Origin of the sequence: Proteus sp. G4415 (assembly GCF_963896075.1) — a bacterium.
Lineage (GTDB): Bacteria > Pseudomonadota > Gammaproteobacteria > Enterobacterales > Enterobacteriaceae > Proteus > Proteus mirabilis.
Genome location: NZ_CAWQOK010000041.1, coordinates 47,167 through 68,039, shown reverse-complemented (window position 1 = coordinate 68,039; position 20,873 = coordinate 47,167). Strand labels below are relative to the sequence as shown.

28 protein-coding genes are annotated in these 20,873 nt (G+C 35.1%); 26 read left to right on the top strand and 2 right to left on the bottom strand.

Going from position 1 to position 20,873, the window contains the following annotated elements; all coding sequences use genetic code 11:
* Positions 1-80: 80 nt before the first annotated feature.
* The 4 genes from AACU95_RS04400 to mobP1 all read left to right on the top strand — a co-directional run bounded on the left by AACU95_RS04400 (position 81) and on the right by mobP1 (position 2,937).
* Positions 81-413, top strand: coding sequence for a hypothetical protein (locus AACU95_RS04400; protein ID WP_036896473.1), 333 nt, complete (start codon positions 81-83; stop codon positions 411-413).
* A 280-nt stretch (positions 414-693) separates the two neighbouring features.
* Complete coding sequence (locus AACU95_RS04395; protein ID WP_257792832.1) at positions 694-828, top strand: hypothetical protein; 135 nt, start codon at positions 694-696, stop codon at positions 826-828.
* Between the two features lie 388 nt (positions 829-1,216).
* Complete coding sequence (gene ddp1 / locus AACU95_RS04390) at positions 1,217-1,765, top strand: DNA distortion polypeptide 1 (RefSeq protein WP_036896470.1); 549 nt, start codon at positions 1,217-1,219, stop codon at positions 1,763-1,765.
* Between the two features lie 8 nt (positions 1,766-1,773).
* Positions 1,774-2,937: a MobP1 family relaxase gene (gene mobP1, locus AACU95_RS04385; protein ID WP_036896467.1), complete on the top strand. Its 1,164-nt coding sequence runs from the start codon at positions 1,774-1,776 to the stop codon at positions 2,935-2,937.
* 90 nt (positions 2,938-3,027) lie between these two features.
* Here the strand turns inward: mobP1 and AACU95_RS04380 are convergent, their stop codons facing one another.
* The gene (locus tag AACU95_RS04380) at positions 3,028-3,315 is read right to left on the bottom strand and encodes a type II toxin-antitoxin system RelE family toxin (RefSeq protein WP_036896464.1); all 288 of its coding nucleotides are present in this window, start codon (positions 3,313-3,315) and stop codon (positions 3,028-3,030) included.
* The gene (locus tag AACU95_RS04375; RefSeq protein WP_036896461.1) at positions 3,312-3,563 is read right to left on the bottom strand and encodes a type II toxin-antitoxin system Phd/YefM family antitoxin; all 252 of its coding nucleotides are present in this window, start codon (positions 3,561-3,563) and stop codon (positions 3,312-3,314) included. Before AACU95_RS04375 ends, AACU95_RS04380 begins: the two co-directional genes overlap by 4 nt.
* A 404-nt stretch (positions 3,564-3,967) precedes the next feature.
* Here AACU95_RS04375 and AACU95_RS04370 point away from each other — a divergent pair, with 404 nt between their 5' ends.
* From AACU95_RS04370 to AACU95_RS04265, 22 genes are all read left to right on the top strand, one after another.
* Complete coding sequence (locus tag AACU95_RS04370) at positions 3,968-4,378, top strand: replication/maintenance protein RepL (protein WP_036896458.1); 411 nt, start codon at positions 3,968-3,970, stop codon at positions 4,376-4,378.
* A 254-nt stretch (positions 4,379-4,632) separates the two neighbouring features.
* The gene (locus AACU95_RS04365) at positions 4,633-4,902 is read left to right on the top strand and encodes a hypothetical protein (protein WP_036896456.1); all 270 of its coding nucleotides are present in this window, start codon (positions 4,633-4,635) and stop codon (positions 4,900-4,902) included.
* A 152-nt stretch (positions 4,903-5,054) separates the two neighbouring features.
* Positions 5,055-5,237 carry a hypothetical protein gene (locus AACU95_RS04360; protein ID WP_036896454.1) on the top strand — a complete coding sequence of 61 codons (183 nt, stop codon included), beginning with the start codon at positions 5,055-5,057 and terminating at the stop codon, positions 5,235-5,237.
* Positions 5,234-5,848 carry a lytic transglycosylase domain-containing protein gene (locus AACU95_RS04355; RefSeq protein ID WP_036896450.1) on the top strand — a complete coding sequence of 205 codons (615 nt, stop codon included), beginning with the start codon at positions 5,234-5,236 and terminating at the stop codon, positions 5,846-5,848. The genes AACU95_RS04360 and AACU95_RS04355 overlap by 4 nt, the downstream gene beginning before the upstream one ends.
* A gap of 9 nt (positions 5,849-5,857) precedes the next feature.
* Positions 5,858-6,145 carry a TrbC/VirB2 family protein gene (locus AACU95_RS04350; RefSeq protein WP_036896447.1) on the top strand — a complete coding sequence of 96 codons (288 nt, stop codon included), beginning with the start codon at positions 5,858-5,860 and terminating at the stop codon, positions 6,143-6,145.
* 60 nt (positions 6,146-6,205) lie between these two features.
* Positions 6,206-8,977, top strand: a complete 2,772-nt coding sequence (locus tag AACU95_RS04345) for a VirB4 family type IV secretion/conjugal transfer ATPase (protein ID WP_074154166.1) — start codon at positions 6,206-6,208, stop codon at positions 8,975-8,977.
* 9 nt (positions 8,978-8,986) lie between these two features.
* The gene (locus AACU95_RS04340) at positions 8,987-9,754 is read left to right on the top strand and encodes a type IV secretion system protein (RefSeq protein WP_049195405.1); all 768 of its coding nucleotides are present in this window, start codon (positions 8,987-8,989) and stop codon (positions 9,752-9,754) included.
* The gene (locus tag AACU95_RS04335; RefSeq protein ID WP_036896444.1) at positions 9,754-10,005 is read left to right on the top strand and encodes an EexN family lipoprotein; all 252 of its coding nucleotides are present in this window, start codon (positions 9,754-9,756) and stop codon (positions 10,003-10,005) included. Before AACU95_RS04340 ends, AACU95_RS04335 begins: the two co-directional genes overlap by 1 nt.
* A 7-nt stretch (positions 10,006-10,012) precedes the next feature.
* Positions 10,013-11,047 (top strand): type IV secretion system protein, encoded by a 1,035-nt coding sequence (locus AACU95_RS04330; protein WP_052124780.1) that lies wholly within the window; start codon positions 10,013-10,015, stop codon positions 11,045-11,047.
* Position 11,048: 1 nt separating this feature from the next.
* A complete protein-coding gene (locus AACU95_RS04325; protein WP_190306347.1) occupies positions 11,049-11,174 on the top strand; it encodes a conjugal transfer protein in 126 nt (41 codons plus the stop codon).
* Between the two features lie 62 nt (positions 11,175-11,236).
* The gene (locus AACU95_RS04320; RefSeq protein ID WP_036896441.1) at positions 11,237-11,479 is read left to right on the top strand and encodes a hypothetical protein; all 243 of its coding nucleotides are present in this window, start codon (positions 11,237-11,239) and stop codon (positions 11,477-11,479) included.
* Positions 11,469-12,188, top strand: a complete 720-nt coding sequence (locus AACU95_RS04315) for a virB8 family protein (RefSeq protein WP_036896438.1) — start codon at positions 11,469-11,471, stop codon at positions 12,186-12,188. Before AACU95_RS04320 ends, AACU95_RS04315 begins: the two co-directional genes overlap by 11 nt.
* Positions 12,188-13,108 (top strand): TrbG/VirB9 family P-type conjugative transfer protein, encoded by a 921-nt coding sequence (locus AACU95_RS04310; protein WP_370685674.1) that lies wholly within the window; start codon positions 12,188-12,190, stop codon positions 13,106-13,108. Before AACU95_RS04315 ends, AACU95_RS04310 begins: the two co-directional genes overlap by 1 nt.
* Positions 13,105-14,289: a VirB10/TraB/TrbI family type IV secretion system protein gene (gene virB10, locus AACU95_RS04305; RefSeq protein WP_036896434.1), complete on the top strand. Its 1,185-nt coding sequence runs from the start codon at positions 13,105-13,107 to the stop codon at positions 14,287-14,289. The genes AACU95_RS04310 and virB10 overlap by 4 nt, the downstream gene beginning before the upstream one ends.
* 2 nt (positions 14,290-14,291) lie before the next feature.
* Positions 14,292-15,323 carry a P-type DNA transfer ATPase VirB11 gene (gene virB11 / locus AACU95_RS04300; RefSeq protein ID WP_036896431.1) on the top strand — a complete coding sequence of 344 codons (1,032 nt, stop codon included), beginning with the start codon at positions 14,292-14,294 and terminating at the stop codon, positions 15,321-15,323.
* A gap of 8 nt (positions 15,324-15,331) precedes the next feature.
* Positions 15,332-17,164 carry a type IV secretory system conjugative DNA transfer family protein gene (locus AACU95_RS04295; protein ID WP_036896429.1) on the top strand — a complete coding sequence of 611 codons (1,833 nt, stop codon included), beginning with the start codon at positions 15,332-15,334 and terminating at the stop codon, positions 17,162-17,164.
* Positions 17,161-17,568, top strand: a complete 408-nt coding sequence (locus tag AACU95_RS04290) for a cag pathogenicity island Cag12 family protein (RefSeq protein WP_012368878.1) — start codon at positions 17,161-17,163, stop codon at positions 17,566-17,568. Before AACU95_RS04295 ends, AACU95_RS04290 begins: the two co-directional genes overlap by 4 nt.
* Positions 17,558-18,106 carry a TrbM/KikA/MpfK family conjugal transfer protein gene (locus tag AACU95_RS04285; RefSeq protein ID WP_012368879.1) on the top strand — a complete coding sequence of 183 codons (549 nt, stop codon included), beginning with the start codon at positions 17,558-17,560 and terminating at the stop codon, positions 18,104-18,106. The genes AACU95_RS04290 and AACU95_RS04285 overlap by 11 nt, the downstream gene beginning before the upstream one ends.
* A gap of 213 nt (positions 18,107-18,319) precedes the next feature.
* The gene (locus AACU95_RS04280; RefSeq protein ID WP_012368881.1) at positions 18,320-18,832 is read left to right on the top strand and encodes a hypothetical protein; all 513 of its coding nucleotides are present in this window, start codon (positions 18,320-18,322) and stop codon (positions 18,830-18,832) included.
* Positions 18,829-18,951 carry a hypothetical protein gene (locus AACU95_RS04275; protein WP_012368882.1) on the top strand — a complete coding sequence of 41 codons (123 nt, stop codon included), beginning with the start codon at positions 18,829-18,831 and terminating at the stop codon, positions 18,949-18,951. The genes AACU95_RS04280 and AACU95_RS04275 overlap by 4 nt, the downstream gene beginning before the upstream one ends.
* Positions 18,952-18,981: 30 nt before the next feature.
* Complete coding sequence (locus AACU95_RS04270; RefSeq protein WP_012368883.1) at positions 18,982-19,176, top strand: hypothetical protein; 195 nt, start codon at positions 18,982-18,984, stop codon at positions 19,174-19,176.
* A gap of 14 nt (positions 19,177-19,190) precedes the next feature.
* The gene (locus AACU95_RS04265; RefSeq protein ID WP_012368884.1) at positions 19,191-20,870 is read left to right on the top strand and encodes a PcfJ domain-containing protein; all 1,680 of its coding nucleotides are present in this window, start codon (positions 19,191-19,193) and stop codon (positions 20,868-20,870) included.
* Positions 20,871-20,873 lie beyond the last annotated feature (3 nt).

Below are 20,873 nucleotides of genomic sequence, written 5' to 3'. Positions count from 1 at the left end.
CTTATGAGGTACTATAATGATTTTATTGAAAGCGGAATGGTTCCCTTTCTTCCAAAGCCCTCAAAGGGTAGGAGTGAATAATGAAATTGTTTCATGTGATTTTAAACGTAACAAATGATGATTTTGAAAAAAATATTGAATTGAAAAATTTTTATGAAGTTGCTCAATCATTAAATGAAGTAAAAGAAAAATTTAAAATTTTTAAAAATGCGCGAGTTAGTGCAATTGTTGTATATGATTTATTCTTAGAGCCTGTTACTGTTAAATTTACTATGTCTGCTTACAATGTTCACAACCAAGTGATTTTCTGTGAATCACAACCTACCATAGTTAATAATACGTTAGACCTGATAACAAAATTAAATAATTACTTCAAACAAGATTATTTAACTGTCGATTGGAAATATATTTAATGAATACACCTGAATATAAAATTATTAGTATTTTCGAGTACAACGGATTTTACACTTACCACATTTCAAAAAATGGCGAGTTAGATCAGGTTGTCGAGTTCGACAGTGAAGCGAACGTAACAAAAACATCATTTAAACAAAATTCAGAGGAGGAACAGGAAGCCGTAGAGTTTATACGGAGAATAAGAAATAAACATATTTGTTCAGTGATTTAAAGGTTGAGTCTAGAGGGTTGCCCCCCCCTAGACTCTGACACAAAAAACTTACAAAGGAATTTATTATGTCGGATAAAATGATAGCAGCAGCCAAAGATTTTGCAAAGGGAAAAAGAACCACTTTTCCAATCATGACAGTCAAAGAATTACCTTTTTTTCTTCAACAAATACGTAAAGAAAGTGAATTGTTAAAACATTAATTTAAAATCTCAAGGGGCTTAATGCCCCTTTTTTATGTGCCTATGGCACATGTCAGGCAACCCACCAAAGCCAATTAAAACACCTAAATCTGATTTGCCGATAAAAGGGAGGGCTTTTAAATATTCTCGAACCCCTTCCGCACTATTAAGCCGTGAGCGAAGCGAACCCTATAAACACAGAATATAAAGCGACTTTAGTGTTGAATGGTCGCAGACAAAAGGAATTCACCGCTATGTTTGCCGTCTTTTTTCTTTTTGAGATAGATAAAAACTAAGCTCAGAGGTAAGATAAGTTTTAGTGCGATGCAGGATATCCTAACAACCGTAAAAATGCTAGCATTTTACTTTTGTTAGGCGGTTGACCTACAGTCGGTTCTTGGGGGGTAAGATGAAGCAAATTAATTTTAGAATTAATGATAATGAATATGAATTATATCATAAAAAAGTCAAAGAAAACTTAAATATGTCATTGCCGAGTTTTTATAAATTAGTCGGTAATATGATGTTAAATAAGGACAAAGATATTAAAGAAACCTTGTCTGATCATGCGATATCGATAGGTGAAGAATCTGATTATACCGATAAAAGAGCATACTTGTATTTAACGGCTGAACAAGAAAATGCGCTAATAACATCAGCAAAAAAGCATGGTTGGTCATTATCGAGAGAAATGCGTTTTCGTCTTCAAACAACCTTAAGTAATGAAATGGATTTTTTCGACCAAGAGTTACAAGAAATGAAATTATGTCGAAATCATATTAAACGTATTGGACTCAATATTAATATGATATTACGACGTGATGAAGGACGTGTTTTAGATAAAGAGGGAATGCGTCAAGATATGCAAGCATTAACCGAACAGCTTAATGAACTTGAAAATAAATTTAATTACTTTATCAATAAGTGTAAAGGTAGAATTATTGCAAATCGATTGTGAGGTTGGTCATGGGATTGGATATCGAAAAAGAGTACCGAGCTAAACGGGCTAGACAAGAGAGTAGTCGATCAGTTAAATCGATTAAATCAGCTAAATCCTCATTTGTACATAAAGTGAAAAATGGAGGGAAATTTTATGACCGAAACGCTCAAGAATCCCGAATAAAAAAAGGGGCGAGCAAAGAGGTTATGACTAAAATAACAGGGAGCGCAAAAGTTAAACAAGGGGTAAGAAATAGTGTTGATTATATTAGTCGAGATGATTCATTAGAACTTGTTGATGAGCAGGGTATCAAAATCAATGCGGAAGAAGCTAAACAATCTTTAATTGATAGTGATGATGCATTGCAGTTAAGTGATAAGAGCAGAAGAACACCTGATATAACTAAAAATATTGTTTTTTCACCCCCCATGACTGCAAAGGTAAAACCCGAAGAAGCGATTGAAGCCGTTAGACAAACGTTAATAAAAAAATATCCAGATAATCGTTTTGTGATAGCTTATCATGATGATAAGAAAGAGCACCCTCATGTTCATGTTATATTGAAAACACGTAAAGAAAATGAAGATAAGCGAATCAAAATTACTAAACAGGATTTGCGTGATTTGAGATCTGGATTTTGTGATGAATTGAAGCTCAAAGGGTATGATGTAAAAGCAACACATAAACAACAAATTGGGTTAAAGTCACAGCTTAAAGATGATTCATTAACTGCGCCTAAGCGCCAAAAGAATGTTTATGAAGTGATTGATTTTGGGCGAGCACCTTATCAATTCAATACTAAAAATAAATCACAAAATTATTTGACAGTGAAAACCTTAAACAAGGGCGTTGAAGCAACGTATTGGGGTAAAGAGTTTGGTGCTTTATGCAATAGAGAAAAAATTCAAAAAGGGGATTTAATAAAATTAAAAAAGATAGGTACAGAAGATATAAAAATCCCTAAGCTAGATGATAAAGGGCAGCAAACAGGGTGGAAAATCACACAGCGTAATCAATGGGAGATGCAAAACTTAGGCGTTAAAGGCGTTGATCGCACTAAAAATATTTTACCCGAAAATTCGGGGATTAAAGAGATCCAACAATTCCAAAAACAACAAACGCAATTTAAACAGCAAGCAATGGAATTGATTAAAAAAGAACAACAAATTAAAGTGGGGCTTAAATTTTAATGTTATTCAAGAGAATTCGTTGTGGTGGTGCAGCTTGTATGCATTGCCACAACGAATTGAACAAGCGGAGCGCGTTAGTCTATCTATTTCCTATTTTAAGCGTTCACTGGCAAGATTATAAACCTGACTTTTTTCCCGCTTGCCAACGGCAACAACTGCAATAATTAACATATCGTCAATAACTTGATAGACCAATCTAAAACCTGATGCACGAAGTTTAATTTTATAGCAATTCGGCATATTTCTCAGTTTTGCAGATGCTACATGTGGATTTTCACATCGTTTTATTAATTGTTTGGCAAATTGAGATTGAATGGTTTTATCTAATTTTTTCCATTCCTTTTCTGCATCTTTTCTAAATTTAACCGAATACATCATAGGTACTCGGCTAAATTAATATCGACAAGAGGTTGTGATTCTCGTTCTTTGACCAGCTTTGCAAGTTCGTTATCGTCTAGCGCATCAAGTATTTGCTCATATAACTCAGCAGGAACACAGTAAAAAGCAGGTTGATTACGGTTTAAAATGGCTACGGGATAGCCTAAACCTGCGTTAACTGTCGCCATTGGGTTTTTTTTGAGTTCACTGACGCTGGCTGTTGTATCACTTAAAATCGTATTTGGCATAATTAAACCCTCAATAAGACCTATTAATAGGTCTTATTTTAAGGTTGTTTGCTGTGAGATTCAATGGCTAGTTTGAAAAAAAAATGTAAACACATAGTATTTTCATAGTACATACAGATTTGTATTTACATAATATTGCTATTGTATTTATTTTGGTTCGCTAATATCAGAGATAACGCTAAACGTAGGGTTACAATATAAGTACGTAATAGTTGTTTATTTAATTATAAATATATACTAATCAATGCGTTAAATGTGATTTGTATTTGTTGTTTTTTATTAAAAATGAAGAAATATCTCATTCGCTTGAAATTTTATGTTATCAAAAAAATGGAACATTTGCTTGACCGATTAGATAACAAGCGTTATGTTTAGTTGAACAAAAGTTATCAAGAGATTGGAGCATGAACTTAAAGGAAGTTAATTTGGAAGATTGGCATTTAGTACATAAAGTCACTGGTGAGTGTATCGGTATTGATATACTTAAAACTCAAGATGGTGGTTCTTTCAACAAGGTATTTTTAAATGAGCTTGCTTCAATAATTGGTTGCACAGGTAATGGAAGTGAAAAAGTTCTTGGATGGATTTTAAAAAATAAAAATAACCAAAATGAGATTCACGGAACGCAGCGTGAGATAGCAAAAGAAGAATCTGTTGGTGTTGCGACTGTAGCTAGGGTGTTTAAAGCACTTAAGGATAACGGCTATCTAAAGCAAAAACGATCAGGAACTTACTTGTTAAATCCGTCAGTTATTCATTATGGCGGAGTTGGTAACAGATTAACTATATTAAGAGTTTGGAATGATTTAATTTAAATTAACGCTGTACGTAAGTATTACCAGTACCTACGTACAGCTAACCCTAAACCTACGTCAACTAGGAGTAGAGCTATGTCACATAGTATCTTCCATACGCGCATAAATGAAGCGCAAAATAATGTTATTGTCTTGTTTGCTTTAATTTCCTGCAATTTGACCTCGCGTCAGAGGTTAAAAATCATCAATTCTATTAATGTACCGATTGTGGTATTGGGCTTATATTCTGCTTTTTACCTGAAAAGGACGTCATTATGAAGAGTGATGAAATTATAACTTTAGTAGAGAAATGCGATATTTTTGATGGTAAAAAGTTGAGCTTTAAGCAAAAGGAGATAGCTATACGTTATGTGTTTGGTCAAACAGCAGAAGAATTAGCTATGCATTTTGATAATTCTACTCGCAGTATTTGGTTACATTTGGATGTGGTGAGAAATGAATTTGGTAATGTTTCTCTTTCATCATTGAGAACAATTATTTTTATGAAATTAATATGTCAGTTTATAAATATTAAAATACGATGAAAGCATAATTTTCTTATTTCTAACAATAATACTAAACTTTTTAGTAAGTTAAAAGGTAACTTCACTTTGTGAAGTTGCCTTTTTTTTGTAATTTAACTTAAGATGCAAATCATGATTTGATTGTGATTGATATTACTGATTGGAAATTATAAATGAAAAATTCAAAAACACATATTACGTTAGCTGTGCCTGATGATTTAAATGCATGGATTAATTTTAAATCAAAAGATCAGAATCGTTCTAAACGTAATTTTCTTTTACATCTTATTGAAGAAGCGCGCACAAAAGATTTGTCTAAAAGACAACCGCTTAATTTAGATAACGATATTTTATGATCAAAGAAACTTTACTTTCATTAGCATTGCAATGTGCACCGTTAGTGCACCCTGATACTGCTCATGATATTGCTAAGGTTGAAAGTGGATTCAATCCTTACGCAATTGCTGAAATAAAAGCTAAAGGTAAAGTCATTAGCCATTTACCCAAAACTAAAAATGAAGCCTTAAATATTATTTCAAGATTAAAGACGAGTAATGCTCGGTACTCGGTAGGATTAATGCAAATTTATTCTGGTAATTTTAAGGGTTTTGAAGTTACACCAGAAGAATTACTTGATAGCTGCCGTAACTTGAATATCTTTGAAAAAATTTTAGTTGATTGTTATCAAAGGGGAGGGAGTCTAGCCAATGCGCTGAGTTGTTATTACTCAGGCAATTTTAAAACAGGAAAAAAGAAAGAAACGCAGTTTGCCAACACCAGTTATATAGAACGAATAGGAATTTCAGATAATAAAAATAATTATATTGTTCCAAGTACAAAAAATTATAAGGAAGAAAATCAGGAGGTGGCGAAAGCTGAATCAGACGTTGTTATTGAGAAATTAAAACCATCAAACAAAATTGTTTATCCTCGTTATGTAATGAGGGGTGTAGTCAAAGAAAATTAGGGATTTAATATGAAAACATCACAAAAATTGCCATTTCTATTAATGTGCGGATTAATGTCATTGATTGCTTTTACTTTTCCTGCTCAAGCTGCTGATGTAACTACAGCGACAACAGGATTCTTAGATAGGATCATTGATTTTTTAACGACAATTAGAAAGCCAGCTATCACTATTTGTGCTCTAGGTATTGGTTTTATTGCATTATTTGCACGTAATCATATGGCTTGGATATATCCACTGATTATCGGGATTATTATCTTTATCATTGCGCCATATCTGCCTGATTGGTTGGGTTAATTTAAATATTTATCGTATTTAAATTAACTATACGTTTAACCTCTCTATCAAGGGGCTGTTATGAGCACTGTTTTTAAGGGACTAACACGCCCCGCACTTATTCGCGGGTTAGGCGTCCCATTATACCCGTTTTTATTTACTTGTGTTTTGTGTGTGTTACTTGGCGTTTGGATACATGAAGCACTTTATTTTTTAATTATTGTCGGGATATTTGTTATTCGAAAAATAATGAAGATTGATGAACGGTATTTTGAATTAATTTATCTTCGTTATTTAGTGATGGGAAATCCTGTTTCAAATCAAAAATATCATGCTGTTCATGTAGGTGGGAATGATTATGACCGTGTTGATTTATCCGATGTGGAGAATTTTATGAAACTTAGTGATCAGGCTTCATTGGAAAAACTCATTCCATACTCTTCTCATATTACGGATGATTTAGTTTTAAGCCAGAATAGAGATTTAATTGCTACATTTGAATTATCGGGGGCTTACTTTGAATGTGTCAGTGAAAATGATTTGTCATTAATGGTTGATCAGTTTAATACACTCATACGAAGTTATGAAGGCAAACCCGTAACTTTCTATACACATCGTATTAGAAATAAAAAACAGGTTAAAGCTGAGTTTAATAGTCCTATTCCTTTTGCTAATCGCGTGATGAATGCTTACTACGGTTCATTAACAAAATCTGATTTTTATCAAAATCGTTTATTTTTAACCGTTTGTTTTAAGCCTTTTTCATTAGAAGAAAAAGTGGCTCAATTTTTAAGTTCTAAAAAGAAAAATAAACAAAAAGATAAATCGATTTTAGCTGAACCCATTAACGAAATGAATGAAATCTGTGCTCGATTAACTAACTATTTATCTCGTTACAAAGCACATCGTTTAGGGGTTTATACTGAGAATGACCGTGTATTTTCATCTCAATTGAGTTTTTATCAATATCTGCTTAGTGGACAGTGGCAGCCAGTTAGAGTGACGAATAGCCCGTTCTATACGTATTTAGGTGGTAAAGATATTTTCTTTGGTGGTGATGCGGGGCAAATTAGTATTTCTGAACCGATGCGCTATTTCCGCATTATCGAGATCAAAGATTATTTTCAAGATACAGAATCTGGCATTTTTGATTCGTTGATGTATATGCCTGTTGAATACACATTGACAACCTCTTTTACGCCATTAGACAAACGGGAAGCAATTCAAAAACTCGATGACCAGCGTGAAAAATTAGAAATGACGGACGATGCCGCTAAATCTCAAATTACCGATTTAGAGGTTGCTGTTGATATGGTCTCTAGTGGTTATTTATCGATGGGTCATAGCCATTTAACGCTGTGTGTTTTTGCTGATAGTCCTGATGAATTGGTTAAAAACACGAATATGGTAACGGGGGCGTTACAAGACTTAGGGCTTATTTTGAGTTATTCCACTTTATCTTTGGGAGCTGCGTTCTTCTCTCAATTACCAGGGAATTATACTTTGCGTCCTCGATTATCGATTTTGAGTAGCCTGAATTACGCTGAAATGGAATGTTTCCATAATTTCTTTACAGGGAAAGAAACGGGAAATACATGGGGTAATTGCTTATTAACCTTAAAAGGTTCTGGTAATGATATCTATCATTTGAATTATCACATGACGACCGAATATCAGAATTTTTTTGGTAAAAACCCGACGCTAGGGCATAGCGAAATATTAGGTACATCGAATGCGGGTAAAACGGTGTTAATGATGATGCAAGCCTGTGCCTTACAACAATTTGGGTCTGAAACTTCTTTTCCACCGAATAGTAAAGTTAAAAAACAAACGACTATCTTTTTTGATAAAGACCGCGCAGGGGAAGTCGCTATTCGTGCGATGGGGGGCGATTATTATAAAGTGAAATTGGGTGAACCAACAGGTTGGAATCCATTTGCTATGCCTGCGACTAAGCGGAACCTGATTTTTCTAAAAGATTTAATTCGTAATTTATGTACGTTAAATAGCGAAAAAGGGTTAACCGAATATCAAAATAAACTGATTTCGGATGCGGTAGAACGATTAATGCAGCGAGAAGATCGCTCTTTCGGTATCAGTAAGCTGATCCCACTTATCATGGAGGAAAGAACAGAAGAAACATTACGAGATGGACTCAAAATACGTTTAGCTGCATGGAAACAAGGTGGTGAATTTGGTTGGGTGTTTGATAATGCCACAGATGATTTTGATATCAGCGATAAAACCATTTTTGGCATTGATGGCACCGAATTTTTAGAAGATGCCATTTTATCTCAGGTTGTGCCTTTTTATCTGATTTACAAAATAACGTTATTAGCAGATGGACGTCGTTTAACACTGTATTTTGATGAGTTTTGGCAGTGGTTAGCAAACATGCTGACAGCCATGATGATTTATAACAAGCTCAAAACAGGGCGAAAACTCAATATGGTCATTGTTTTTGCCACTCAGTCTCCTGATGAGTTATTGAAATCTCCAATGATTTCAGCCCTGAGAGAGCAATTAGCAACACATATTTACTTAGCTAACCCGAATGCGAAAAAGAGTGAATATGTTGATGGGCTACAAGTTAATGAATTGTATTTTAATAAAATCAAAAAAATTGACCCGCTTTCAAGACGCTTTTTAGTGGTTAAAAACCCACAACGAAAAGGCGACTCTCAAGATTTCGCGGCATTTGCCAGTCTTGAACTTGGGGAAGCTGCATATTACTTGCCGATATTGAGTGCATCAACAGAGCAGTTAGAAATATTTGATGAAATCTACCAAGACGGTATGAAACCTGATGAGTGGATAGATATCTATCTTGAAAGAGCAAACCAAGCCGCTTAGGAGATAACAATGAACAAATTCAAATTAACATTGATCAGTATGGTATTTGGGGCTTCATTTATGGCTTCGGCTGGTATTCCTGTTGCTATTGACGCTAACCCTGAATGGGCGATTGAAGCGGGGCGGTGGTCTGAAAAATTGAAGCAATGGTCCGATACAGTGAAACATTATAATGCTCAAATTCAGTCCTATCAGGATGAATTGTTAGCTAAGACGGGTATCCGTGATGTTCAGCAATTAATTCAAGATGCTCAATCCATCAAAAATGATTTAACGGCAATTTACAATCAAGGGAATGCGTTTATTGACAAATACGCGCAAAACCCAACGGAAGCGTTCTCACAGCAAGCTCAAGCCCTGTTATCTAAATATAACGTTTCAAAAACCTGTGCGAACAAAGGCTATGTGGGGGATGCAATTAAAGGGTGTGAAGCGCAGTTTTTATCAATTCTTTCTGTGTCAGAGTACGGTGATTCATTGCAAAAGCAATTAGAGCAAGATAATAGCCGTATGGAAAGCCTGATAAAGCAAGTCCAAAATGCGAAAGACCCTAAAGCGACGGCTGATGCCGCAAATGCGATTTCTTTTGAACAATTAAAATTTGAAAAATTACAGTTCCAGTATCAAATGTACCGAGACAAACAGCGTGATTTAGCTGAATATAAAGAACAGCTTAATCAAGCTAATTTCCGTGATAAGCAGCTAAAAGCAGTAGATAGTCAACCTTCATATTTAGATGCTTATCATAAGTCTCAATTTGATGAGGAATTTCAGTAATGAAAACAAAATTATTAATTGGCGCAGTATCTATTCTCTTTCTATCGGCATGTGGTGAAGAAGTGAAATCAGTTCAATGGTGGCAAGAACATGCAGATGAAGCACAGAAAAAAGTAACGGAATGTTCTTCCAACGGAAATGATAGTGAAAATTGCCGAAATGCAAAAGATGGATTATTCCGTCATAAACAATTAACAGCAAAATCACCATCTTTTATGGATGCATATAAGAAAACACAAAACAAAGAATAGGTAAATTATGGAAAACGCGACAGCTACATCCGACTTTTTTCAAACAGCATATCAAGTTATTTGGGATATGCTGAATAAAACAGTGGCAAATAAGGTTTCTGAATACTCTCAAATTGCTGCGGATTTGGCACAGTACGGGATTTCAATTTATATTTTATGGTTTGCATTCAGTACGCTAGCTTTAAAAAATAAAACGCCTGTGCCTGATTTTATTTGGAACTTGGCGCGTTTTACTATCATCTTGATGTTTATTAAAAATAGCGGGGGCTGGCTGAGTGCCAGCACCGATGCTATTTACGGATTGCGCGACACTTTGGCAGGTGGTGATCCTTGGAAGTGGATGGATCAACTGTGGGTTAAAACATCTCAGGTTGCTGCACATATAATGTCAAAGGATACATCAACGTATGTGAAAGTTGATGGGGGAATTGGCTCATTTCTTACTTATTTTGGAGGGTTGGCTGCTTTACTTACTTGCTCATTCGTATTTTTTGCTGCTGAAATTACTTTATTACTGCTGACGACAACGGCTCCTATTTTCATTTTGTGTCTGATGTTTGGTTTTTTACGGCAAATGTTCAATAACTGGTTACAACTGATTTTCAGTTCTTTATTCATTGTTATGTTTGGTTCGTTAGCGTTACGGGCGGGTATGTCGTTTTTGAATATTGTTTTGAGCGTTTCGGTGGCTCAAGCTGCGGAAGCTAATCTCATGCAATTAGGGGCAACTGCGGCAGCGGCTGGATTATTTATGGTATTTGTAATGATTTTAGCTAAAAACTTTGCAACTCAACTAGCAGGGGTAGGTGTAGACGGTGCAGTTCAGGGTATGGCAATGATGGGAGTTGCAGGAGCTGCTGTAATGGCATTTAAAGGTATCAGAAAAGCAGGAAATACCGCGTCAAATATGGGTAAAAGTAATCGAGATAGGGGCTGGAATGGGGCTTCAGCGAGTGGGAATAGTGGTTCGTCTGCGCCTAACTCGGCAAAATCGCGTCGGCAAGCCTCGATTGATAATGTGAGAAAACGTTATGGAACATAAAATGAACAAATATCTAATACTTGTTGTTTTTCTTTTAACTGCCTGTCAATCAAATAAATTACTCCCCAAAGTCACTGGTGAGTTGCAACCCATAAATACGGCAGAGGTGATGAAAAATGAAAAATAAACCAAGAGGGGCTTACCTTAGTTATAAATAATTTAATCGTGAGTTTTTAAATGGAGTCATTTATGAGTGGCATTATTATCGCTGTAATTTTTTTCGTCATCGGATTTTTTGTATCTGTCGTAATAAATATTATAGTTTCAGGCTCTGAAAAAGAGAAAATAAAAAATTTTATTACTATCTATAAAGAATATGACGTGAAAATCACAGATTCCTCATGTCGGCTTTCTTGTGATAAAGGTTATATCGAAGTGGAAACCAAAAATTATTTGAGTTTTATTCAAAGGGGAGGTAGATATGAAAAATAAAAAAGTGGGAATACCATTTTTAAAAAAGAAAGAAAAAATTGAACTAGCAAAAACCTTCGAAGAAAAAGACATTAAAAAACAAAAAATCATTAATACGTTGTATAAGATTTTTGGGCTTTCTGGTTTGGCGTTTGCTTTTTTAAGTTTACTTGGTTGGATAATGATGCTGCCATTAAAAAATACGGAAGTGGAAATATGGACAGTTGACAAAAATACAGGGCAAACAGAAAAGGTGTCACGTGTGAAAGATGAAAACCTGACAAAAGATGAAGCGTTAGGTCGCTATTTTGTGACGCAATACATTAAAGCGCGTGAAGGGTATAACTATTTTCGTTTACAGCATGATTATGACATGGTGATGTTATGGAGTGCGGAAAATGTCGCTAATGATTATACCGCTATTTTTAAAACGGATGCTAGACCAACTATTGTGTATAAAAAAGCACAACGTACCGTTGATATAGAAATTATCTATCCTGTTTTTATTAATCCATCGTCTCAGAAAGGTGATCCTGATTTGTTAGCTACCGTTCGTTTTAAAAAAATCATCAAGGATGTCACAACAAATCGCAGTGTTGAGGAAACATGGGTAGCGAGAATGACTTACCGTTTTATGCCTGACGTTGAGAAAAAAGAAAGTGAACGAAATGCAAATCCATTAGGCTTTGTTGTAACCAGTTGGGTCGCTGAAAAAGAAATTCGAGGTTAATAATGAAAAAGAAAAGTCTTTTGTTATTACTGGCTGTTTTTTTATCACAACAAAGTACTGCGGAAATATTACCTTCTGCAAGTCGCTATGACCCACGAAATCAAGTTGTTAATTTCAATCCGTTAAATACGACCGTGATTAATAGTGCTATTGGCTATATTACAACGGTTGTGTTTGATGATGATGAAAAGGTGATTGATGCACAAACAGGCTATGAGCAAGGTTGGGATATTTCTAAAGCAGATAACCGCGTTTATATCCGTGTGTTACCTGTAAAACAAGTTGTTGAAGAAATGGCGGACAATGGAAAGGTTGAGCAAAAAGAAATTGCGCTTGACCCTGAAACAGACTTGTCACGCTGGCAAACAAATTTATTTGTTGTGACTACAAAAAGAAATTACAGCTTAGAATTGAATGCGAAAACATTTAAAGAGCCAAAAAAAATAGCCTTTGTGGTGAATTATCGTTATCCCGATGAAAAAAGAAAACAGCAAAATGAAATTGAACAACAACGTTTAGCTGAATACCAACGGCAACAAGAAACCGCAAAAATCAATCGGGAACTTGAAAATGCCAAAACACCTAAAAATTGGCAATATTATCAACGAGTGGCTAAAGGTAGTGAAATGATTATGCCTGACTATGCCTATGATGATGGTCGATTTACGTATTTTGGATTTAATCCGAATAAAAAAATGCCGAGCTTATTTTCACAAATTGGGGAGCAAGAAACGATCACAAACCCAACAATTGAAAAACGGGGGAATTATACGGTATTAGTCGCACATCAAGTTAATGACCGTTGGATTTTACGTTTAGGGGATCAAGTTATTGGTATTGAAAATAAAGGACTTGGTAAAGTGCGTTTAAGTAACAGTGATACTGTTTCTGACAATGTTGTTAAAGAGGTGATCCAATGAGTGAAGATACTGAAAAGCCATTAACTGCCGTTGAAATTGAGCAAAAACTTAAACAAGAACGTCAATTGCAAATTGACCAATCTTCCGAAAATAAAGAATCAACGCCAGAACCAAAAAAAGTTTCACTTGGGATTGATAAATTAAAAAAATCCAAAAAAGGAACCGTGTTGCTTATTCTTTTTTTTGTCTTATCAATTGGTGCATTGTCTTTATATTATTTCCCTTCGTTATTGCGTGCGTTTATTAGCAGTGATGAAGCGGAAGAAGTGCCACAAGAAACGATTTCAACCGGTGGCCGTGACAAGTTAACAGGGCTAAATAATGATGTTGACCCATTTGGTCAAGCAGAATTAAACAATGCAGGTGAGTTAACGACGGCAAATACCAATGAGCCAGCTGAAAGTACACCACCACCGCCAAAGCGCATTGAATTCAGTCGTGGAATGGACAGAGGGGTTTCGACACGCTCAAGCAGTACTAGCACACCTAGTAGTAGCCAAAATGCACCCGTAGAGACTGTGAGCGCAACAACGACGCAGCCTGAAACGGTTGTTGGCAGTAAAACCAAAATAACGCGCTTACCCTATGACCCGAATTTGTTTATTCCTGAAAATACGGCAATTCCGTGTTCGTTAGATCGTCGATTTGTCTCAGATTTAGCGGGTAAATTGACGTGTACCGTCTATGAGGACGTTTACAGTGCAAACGGCAATGTAAAGCTAATAGATAAAGGCACGGTAGCACATTTGGTTTATAAGTCGGCTTATGTGCCTAATCAGGGGCAAGGGCATGTCTTTTTAATGGCAACTAAGCTACGAACCCGTACACAGCCTTTTATTGATATTCCATTAGTAGATTCCGAAGCTGCGGGCGCATTAGGTGAAACGGGGGTTGATGGTTGGATTGATACGCATTTTTGGGATCGCTTCGGTGGGGCAATGATGCTAGGCATGATCCCCGATGCCATGCAGGGATTAAATAATGTGGCAAAAGATAATAAAGATAATCAGACCGATTATACCGCGAATAGTCGTCAAGCCTTTTCCGAGATAGCAAAACAGGCATTTGCGAACAGCGTTAACATTCCGCCTACGCTGTATAAAAATCAAGGCGAAATTATCACCTTGATTACGGGAAGTGATTTAGATTTTAGTTCAATTTACCAATTAAGGATGAAATAGTTATGCGTGAATATCACAATCAACATCTCATTCACGATTTAACGCAACAATTTTTTGCTGAATACCTTAATGGCGTTAAGGGATTAACGGAAATTGCGGTAAATGAGCCTAATAAACTCTTTTTGAAGGTTAAAGGACGTTGGGAGAAACGCGAACCGAAAATATCATATGATGATTGTCTTTCTTTTGCGTCAACGTTAGCGGATTATCACAGTGATTCAATCGGTGATATTAAGCCTGTTTTATCCGCAACACTGCCTCACGGTGAACGTGTACAGGTGGTTATTCCCCCTGCGTGTGAAAAAGATAAAGTCTCTATTACGATCCGAAAACCCTCGAATGTGTTTATTACCCATGATGATATTGTGAAGTCAGGATTTTATTCCCGAGTGGGGCAGTCATTTAAATCAGAAAATGCTTCATCTGATTTAGTGGATTTATACCACACGGGTAATTTTGCAGCGTTTATTCCTGAATGTTTACGTCAAGGGAAAACCATGGTGTTTTGTGGCGGAACGGGGAGCGGTAAAACCACGTTTAGTAATGCGGTTATGTTTTATATTCCACATCATTTACGATTAATTTCTATTGAAGATACTGACGAAACCCGTTTTCGTTTTCATGAAAATCACGTCAAACTTTATTATCCGTCAGAGGGGGGAAATAACCTTATCACCTCAGCATCGTTACTCCGTGCATGTTTAAGGATGAATCCCGACCGTATTTTAATGACAGAAATTCGGGGTGCAGAAACGTGGGATTTTTTAAAGGCGTCAAGTTCAGGGCATTCAGGTGGTGTAACTACGGTGCATGAAGAAAAACCAGAAGATGCCATTTTAGGCATGGTGACACGGTGTTATCAAAATACGGAGTGTAATAATTTACCCTTTAATGCATTAGTCCGAAAAGTGTTAAATAACATCGATGTCATCATGAGCATTAAATACCTTAGTGATGATGATAAGCGTTTTGCGAGTGATATTTATTTTAAAGATGTCCATCAAAATGATTACTTAGCGAGACTGTTAGGGTAGGAGGAATAATGGCGCGAAAATATCCCGACAAACCTCAAAGTATTTTTATTGCTATTGTTATGTTAGGTATCACATATTACGCAGGAAGTGTGATTGTTTATTTTTTAAATGGTTATGATTTTTTATATATTTATAAGCATTATCAATCTGATTTATTGTGGCAATTGATTAGCGAAAGCCGAATTAAAGCATCTATACGGGTAACGGCTATTCCTGCTTTGCTGATTGGCTTCGTGGCATCTTTTATTTTACCTGTGGCGGTGATTTATTTATTAAATCAAGAAAAAATGTCACTTCACGGAGATGCAAAATTTGCCAGTGATAATGATTTAAAAAAATCAAAACTATTAAAATGGGAAAAGGAAAATTCAAAAGGTATTTTAGTTGGGAAATATAAAGGGAAATACCTTTGGTATACCGCGCCTGATTTTGTGTCATTAGGGGCTGGAACAAGGGCGGGTAAAGGAGCAGCTATTGGCATTCCTAATTTGCTTGTGTGGTTGCATTCGCTGATTATTCTCGATCCTAAACAAGAGTGCTGGAAAATTACCAGTAAAGTCCGTGAAAAACTGTTAGGGCATCGGGTTTATCTGGTTGACCCGTTTAATAGCAAAACACACGGGTTTAATCCCTTTTTCTATATCGAATTAGATAAAGAAAGTGGCGCAAAAGATTTATTAAAGTTAGTGGAAATTTTATTTCCATCCTATGGCTCAACAGGGGCAGAGGCACACTTTAATAACTTGGCAGGACAATATTTTACGGGATTAACAAAGTTATTATATTTCTTTATTCATCATGCCCCTGAATATTTGAAAACGTTTGATGTTAAACCTGTTTTTTCTATTGGCAGTGTCGTGGATTTATACGGGCGTATTGATAGGGAATTAGTCCTTAACAACAGGCAAGAAATTGAAGCCAAAGCCCGTGATGAAAATACACTTTATCATTTACAAGATGGGCTAACAAAACTACAGGAATACCATTTAACCGAAGATGAACAGCGTTCGAGTGTCGATGGTTCATTTCGAAAAAAAATGAGTCTGTTTTATTTACCCACAGTACGTAAATGTACAGATAATAACGATTTTGATTTACGTCAGTTACGACGCGAAAAAATCACGATTTATGTTGGGATTAATGCGGAGGATTTAGGTATTGCCTATGATTTTTTAAATCTCTTTTTTAATTTTGTGGTTGAAGTGACATTACGTGAAAACCCTGATTTTGACCCATCATTAAAACATTCATGCTTGTTGATGTTAGATGAATTTCCGTCAATCGGTTATATGCCGATCATTAAAAAGGGTTCTGGCTATATCGCAGGATTTAACTTGAAATTGTTAACCATTTATCAAAATGTTAGCCAGTTAAATGAGATTTACGGCATCGAGGGAGCGAAAACATTGTTAAGCGCCCATCCTTGTAGGGTTATTTATGCTGTCAGTGAACAAGATGATGCTGAACAAATCTCGGCAAAACTTGGTTATATCACGACAAAATCAAAAGGAGAAAGCAAAAGTCAAGGTCGTGGTTCATCTAAAAGTAAATCGGAAAGCGAAGCACGTCGTGCTTTAGTTTTACCGCAGGAATTAGGTACGCTCGATTTTAAAGAAGAGTTTATTTTATTAAAAGGCGAAAACCCTGTTAAAGCAGAAAAAGCGCTTTATTTTTCTGATAATTATTTTATGGACAGATTGTTAAAGGTCAGTCCGAAACTTGAAGATGAAGTAAAAAAAATTAATAAAAAATCAACGGTTATTGGGGTGAAAGGATTACGTTATCCCGATAAAGAAAAAATGCTGTCATTAGGTGAATTAGAATCTGAGGTGTTTTTATGAAAAAAGGATTATGGCTTAGTGTTGTTTTATTAACGGCATGTTCATCTCCGCCAGAAGCCCCGAAAGTGGATTGGGGAAAAAAAGAGGTTGCGGTAAATGCTAAAATAATGACATGGACACCAATTCATACCGTGGTGAGTAGTGACGTCGTTAATGATGAATGGCAAAAACGAATTAATAATTTTATTCCTGAAAATCGTCTTTATGATGATGCGGTTTATTTTGCCATTGCACATTCGAATAAAATTATTGTTGAAGCAAATAATGGCACTGAATTTTTGAAAACAAAAGAATGGTTACAGGCTCACGGTGCAAATGGGGTAATACAATATCAAAAAAAATCAAACTGGTTAAATAATCCAATAACAGTTTATCTTATTAAGGAAAATCAAAATGAAAAGTAAAATCGTTGCGATAAGTTTATTTTTCTTACCCGTATTATCACAAGCAGATGTCCCCGTATTCACAGGGGATGTCAAGTTAGCTTGTGAAGCGGTCTTGTGTCTTTCATCAGGTACGCGCCCAAGTGAGTGCGCTCCTGCATTATCACGTTACTTTGGTATTAATAAAAAGTTTTGGTCTGATACTGTTAATGCAAGAAAAAATTTCTTACAGCTTTGCCCTGCATCAAGTGATGCAGGAATGCCTGAGTTAGTTAATGCCATTGCTAATGGCGCAGGGCGTTGTGATGCTACTTATCTTAATAAATTTCTGTATGAAGAAAAGAGAGAGCAAAAGTGCCGCAGTCGGGGAAAGGAAGAAGATTGTTGGTATGAAACGTACTATCGCATAAAAAATGAACTTCCTAACTATTGCCGTGCTTACGTTAATCATGAATGGACTGATTTAGATAGTAGCCTGCATTATCAGGGAAAAATGGAATGGGTTAAGAAAGAATCTGTGGCAGGTTGGAATAATTCAGGTGGTCGATGGGTTGATTAGCCTATATAGGGGTATTGGCATAAAGCTGTACCCCATTAAAAAATGGAGGTTGTTATGAATGCGATAAAATCTATTTATGGAAAGATTTTATTTTTACCTTGCATTTTTATTTATTGTTTTTATGTATGTTTTTCTGTGTTGGCGGATGTGACAAAAATAAGTTATCAGTATTTAACAAAAGAAATTAAACGATTTTAATTAAAGGGTGACTTTATGAAGAAACTAAAAAAAATAGGATGGAGTGCTGCTAAGGAAATTTATAGCCTTGCTGTTTTTGTTATTAAGCTATTACTCATTTTAGCAATTACTATTCCGATTATTATTATATGGCTGTATATCATTCTAACTTTTGATGGTTCTCAGATTGATGAAATTTCATTCAGCCAATTTGTTGCGAGTGGCAACGTACAATATTTTTCATTTATTATTTCTGTTTGTGTGTATGCGATTTATCGTTTTTTGGATTTTAATAATAGAAAAATCAAAAAGGAAAATAGAGTTTATTTCAACTATACCGATGATGACGCTGAAAAAATACTGAAAAGTAAAAATGCCTTTTATCCTGATGATGAATTGTTTTCATGGATTGATGAAGGTGAACTCGTCGTTGAACAATATATGTCAAAAGACCAAGTTGGACGGTTAGTGAAACAGTACATGATAGAAACCAACGGAATGCCACTGAAAATTGTTTTTCCTGAATATGACAAAGGAAGCGACCAATGAAATATTTAGATCTTGATCCTTTCGCCTATGGTGATAACCCCGAAGAAGCAAACAAATTAATGGAGTTGGAATTTCGGGAGTTGTTTGATTTTATATCGAAACAACTAAAAGAAGAATGACTAATTCATATTTTACAAGAAAATATAGGTATGAATGAACAATTGTCTATTCATACCTATTGCAAAAAAAGACAAAATCATTATTTGCCTGATGATATTGATTTACATTACCTCGTTAATGGAAATGTACTTTCCAAAGAAGATGAAGATAAGATTATTGAAAAAGTATTTAAGTATCGAGGTGGGGTTTATGTTTGGAAAAGCAATGCAAAAATAAATAAATAAAATGGGAGTGGATAATGATTAAACAAAATAAAATATTAACACTTCATGAGTTATTTAAATTTTGTGAAGCGAACGGTGTTTTTCGATTAGTCAAAGTCGAAGAAAACGACTCATTTGTTAAAATTATTATCTGTGGCGTTTATCAAATTAGGCTTAATAAAAAAACACAAAAAGTCACATTGCATACGTGGTTTTTTACAAACTTAGAGTCAGGCGAGTGGCGAGTTAGAAAATCATTACCTAACCGAATCCCTTGTTTTTGGAAAAATGAAAATATATATAATATACAATATTGGTTACAAAGTGCAGTAACCCATGTTATTGACTCAATAGTGAAATCAAATTACTCGATCAGTGGTATATGTTATATGTATAAATCATTTTATGGAGGGATTGAAACGAAAATACTTCTTGAAGATATACAACCAGATTTTGATACGACTAGTGAAATGTTTGAGGAAAAAACCTTTTTTTATCCTCATTATTTAGCGGGTATGAGTATGAGTAAAATGCGTCATGATATTTGCATAAAAATTATGACTAGAATAAATGCATTTATTAATAATGAAACCCAAAAATATGCAAGCATGAGTTTATCCAAAAATATATGGAAAGTTATTGATAAGGGGGTATTTTCTTTATACGGAAAAGCACATTTTAATTCCTTCGTACGTAATTCAATATTAGATGCTAATTTTTTGGATTATTATAAATTCTCAAAACAGATACGCATCAATGATAATGTCGATTATAAAGGACTTTGGTTGATGATAGGTTTTTTACGGAAGCAAAAAAAATCTAATTATCACTATACTTTAACAGGTAAAATAAAAGACCTGTATAAAGAGCTACAACTACCTGAATCAATTTCTTACGGGGATTTTAAATATATGTATACATTAAAGCCCTCATTAATCGCACAGTTAATTGAATTTATAAGTCTACGTGACAGATATCGGTTTGGTATAAATGATAAAATTAAAATAATCATGAAATTACTCAGGCAGCCTGAAATTAAAAAATACCCTACTAAGGCTATTTTTGATTTTTTAGAGACCGTATGGAATGGTTTACGCGTTGAACATGGTTATACTTCGGTTTACCGCATTGCATTAAAATGGCTCGATTATCATCAAGACCTTTATAAAAATATTGGTTATAAATCGGTAACAAGACGCTGGAACACGGAACTAAATCGCTTTGCACATGCTATAGAATGGGTGTTTAACACCGATTTTTACATCCAAAAAAATCAGTCTTTAGCTTCTATCTATCGATTATCAGAAGAATGGGTTGAAGAACTCAATCATGACGATTATGACTATGCAGAAATTTCCCCTCAATGGAATGGTATTGATATTGATTGGCAATCGTGCATTTCTGAAATGACGGTAAGTGAAATTACGACACTAGAACAACTAAAAAAAGAAGGTCAAGAAATGCATCATTGCGTTTATTCCTACGCTCATGATTGCGCCAATGAAACATATCGAGTTTTCACTATCATAAATAATGATGAAAGAGCCACTTTAGGGATTTCACAAGTCGAAAACCATAAAATATTCAAATTTGACCAAGTAATGGGAGTATCAAACTCTGCGGTTTCAAGTGAAATAATAAAAATGAGTAAAAAAGTATTAAATCAAGTCAACAGCAAAATAAATAAAGTTAATTTAATTAATTTAGGAGAGTAAATT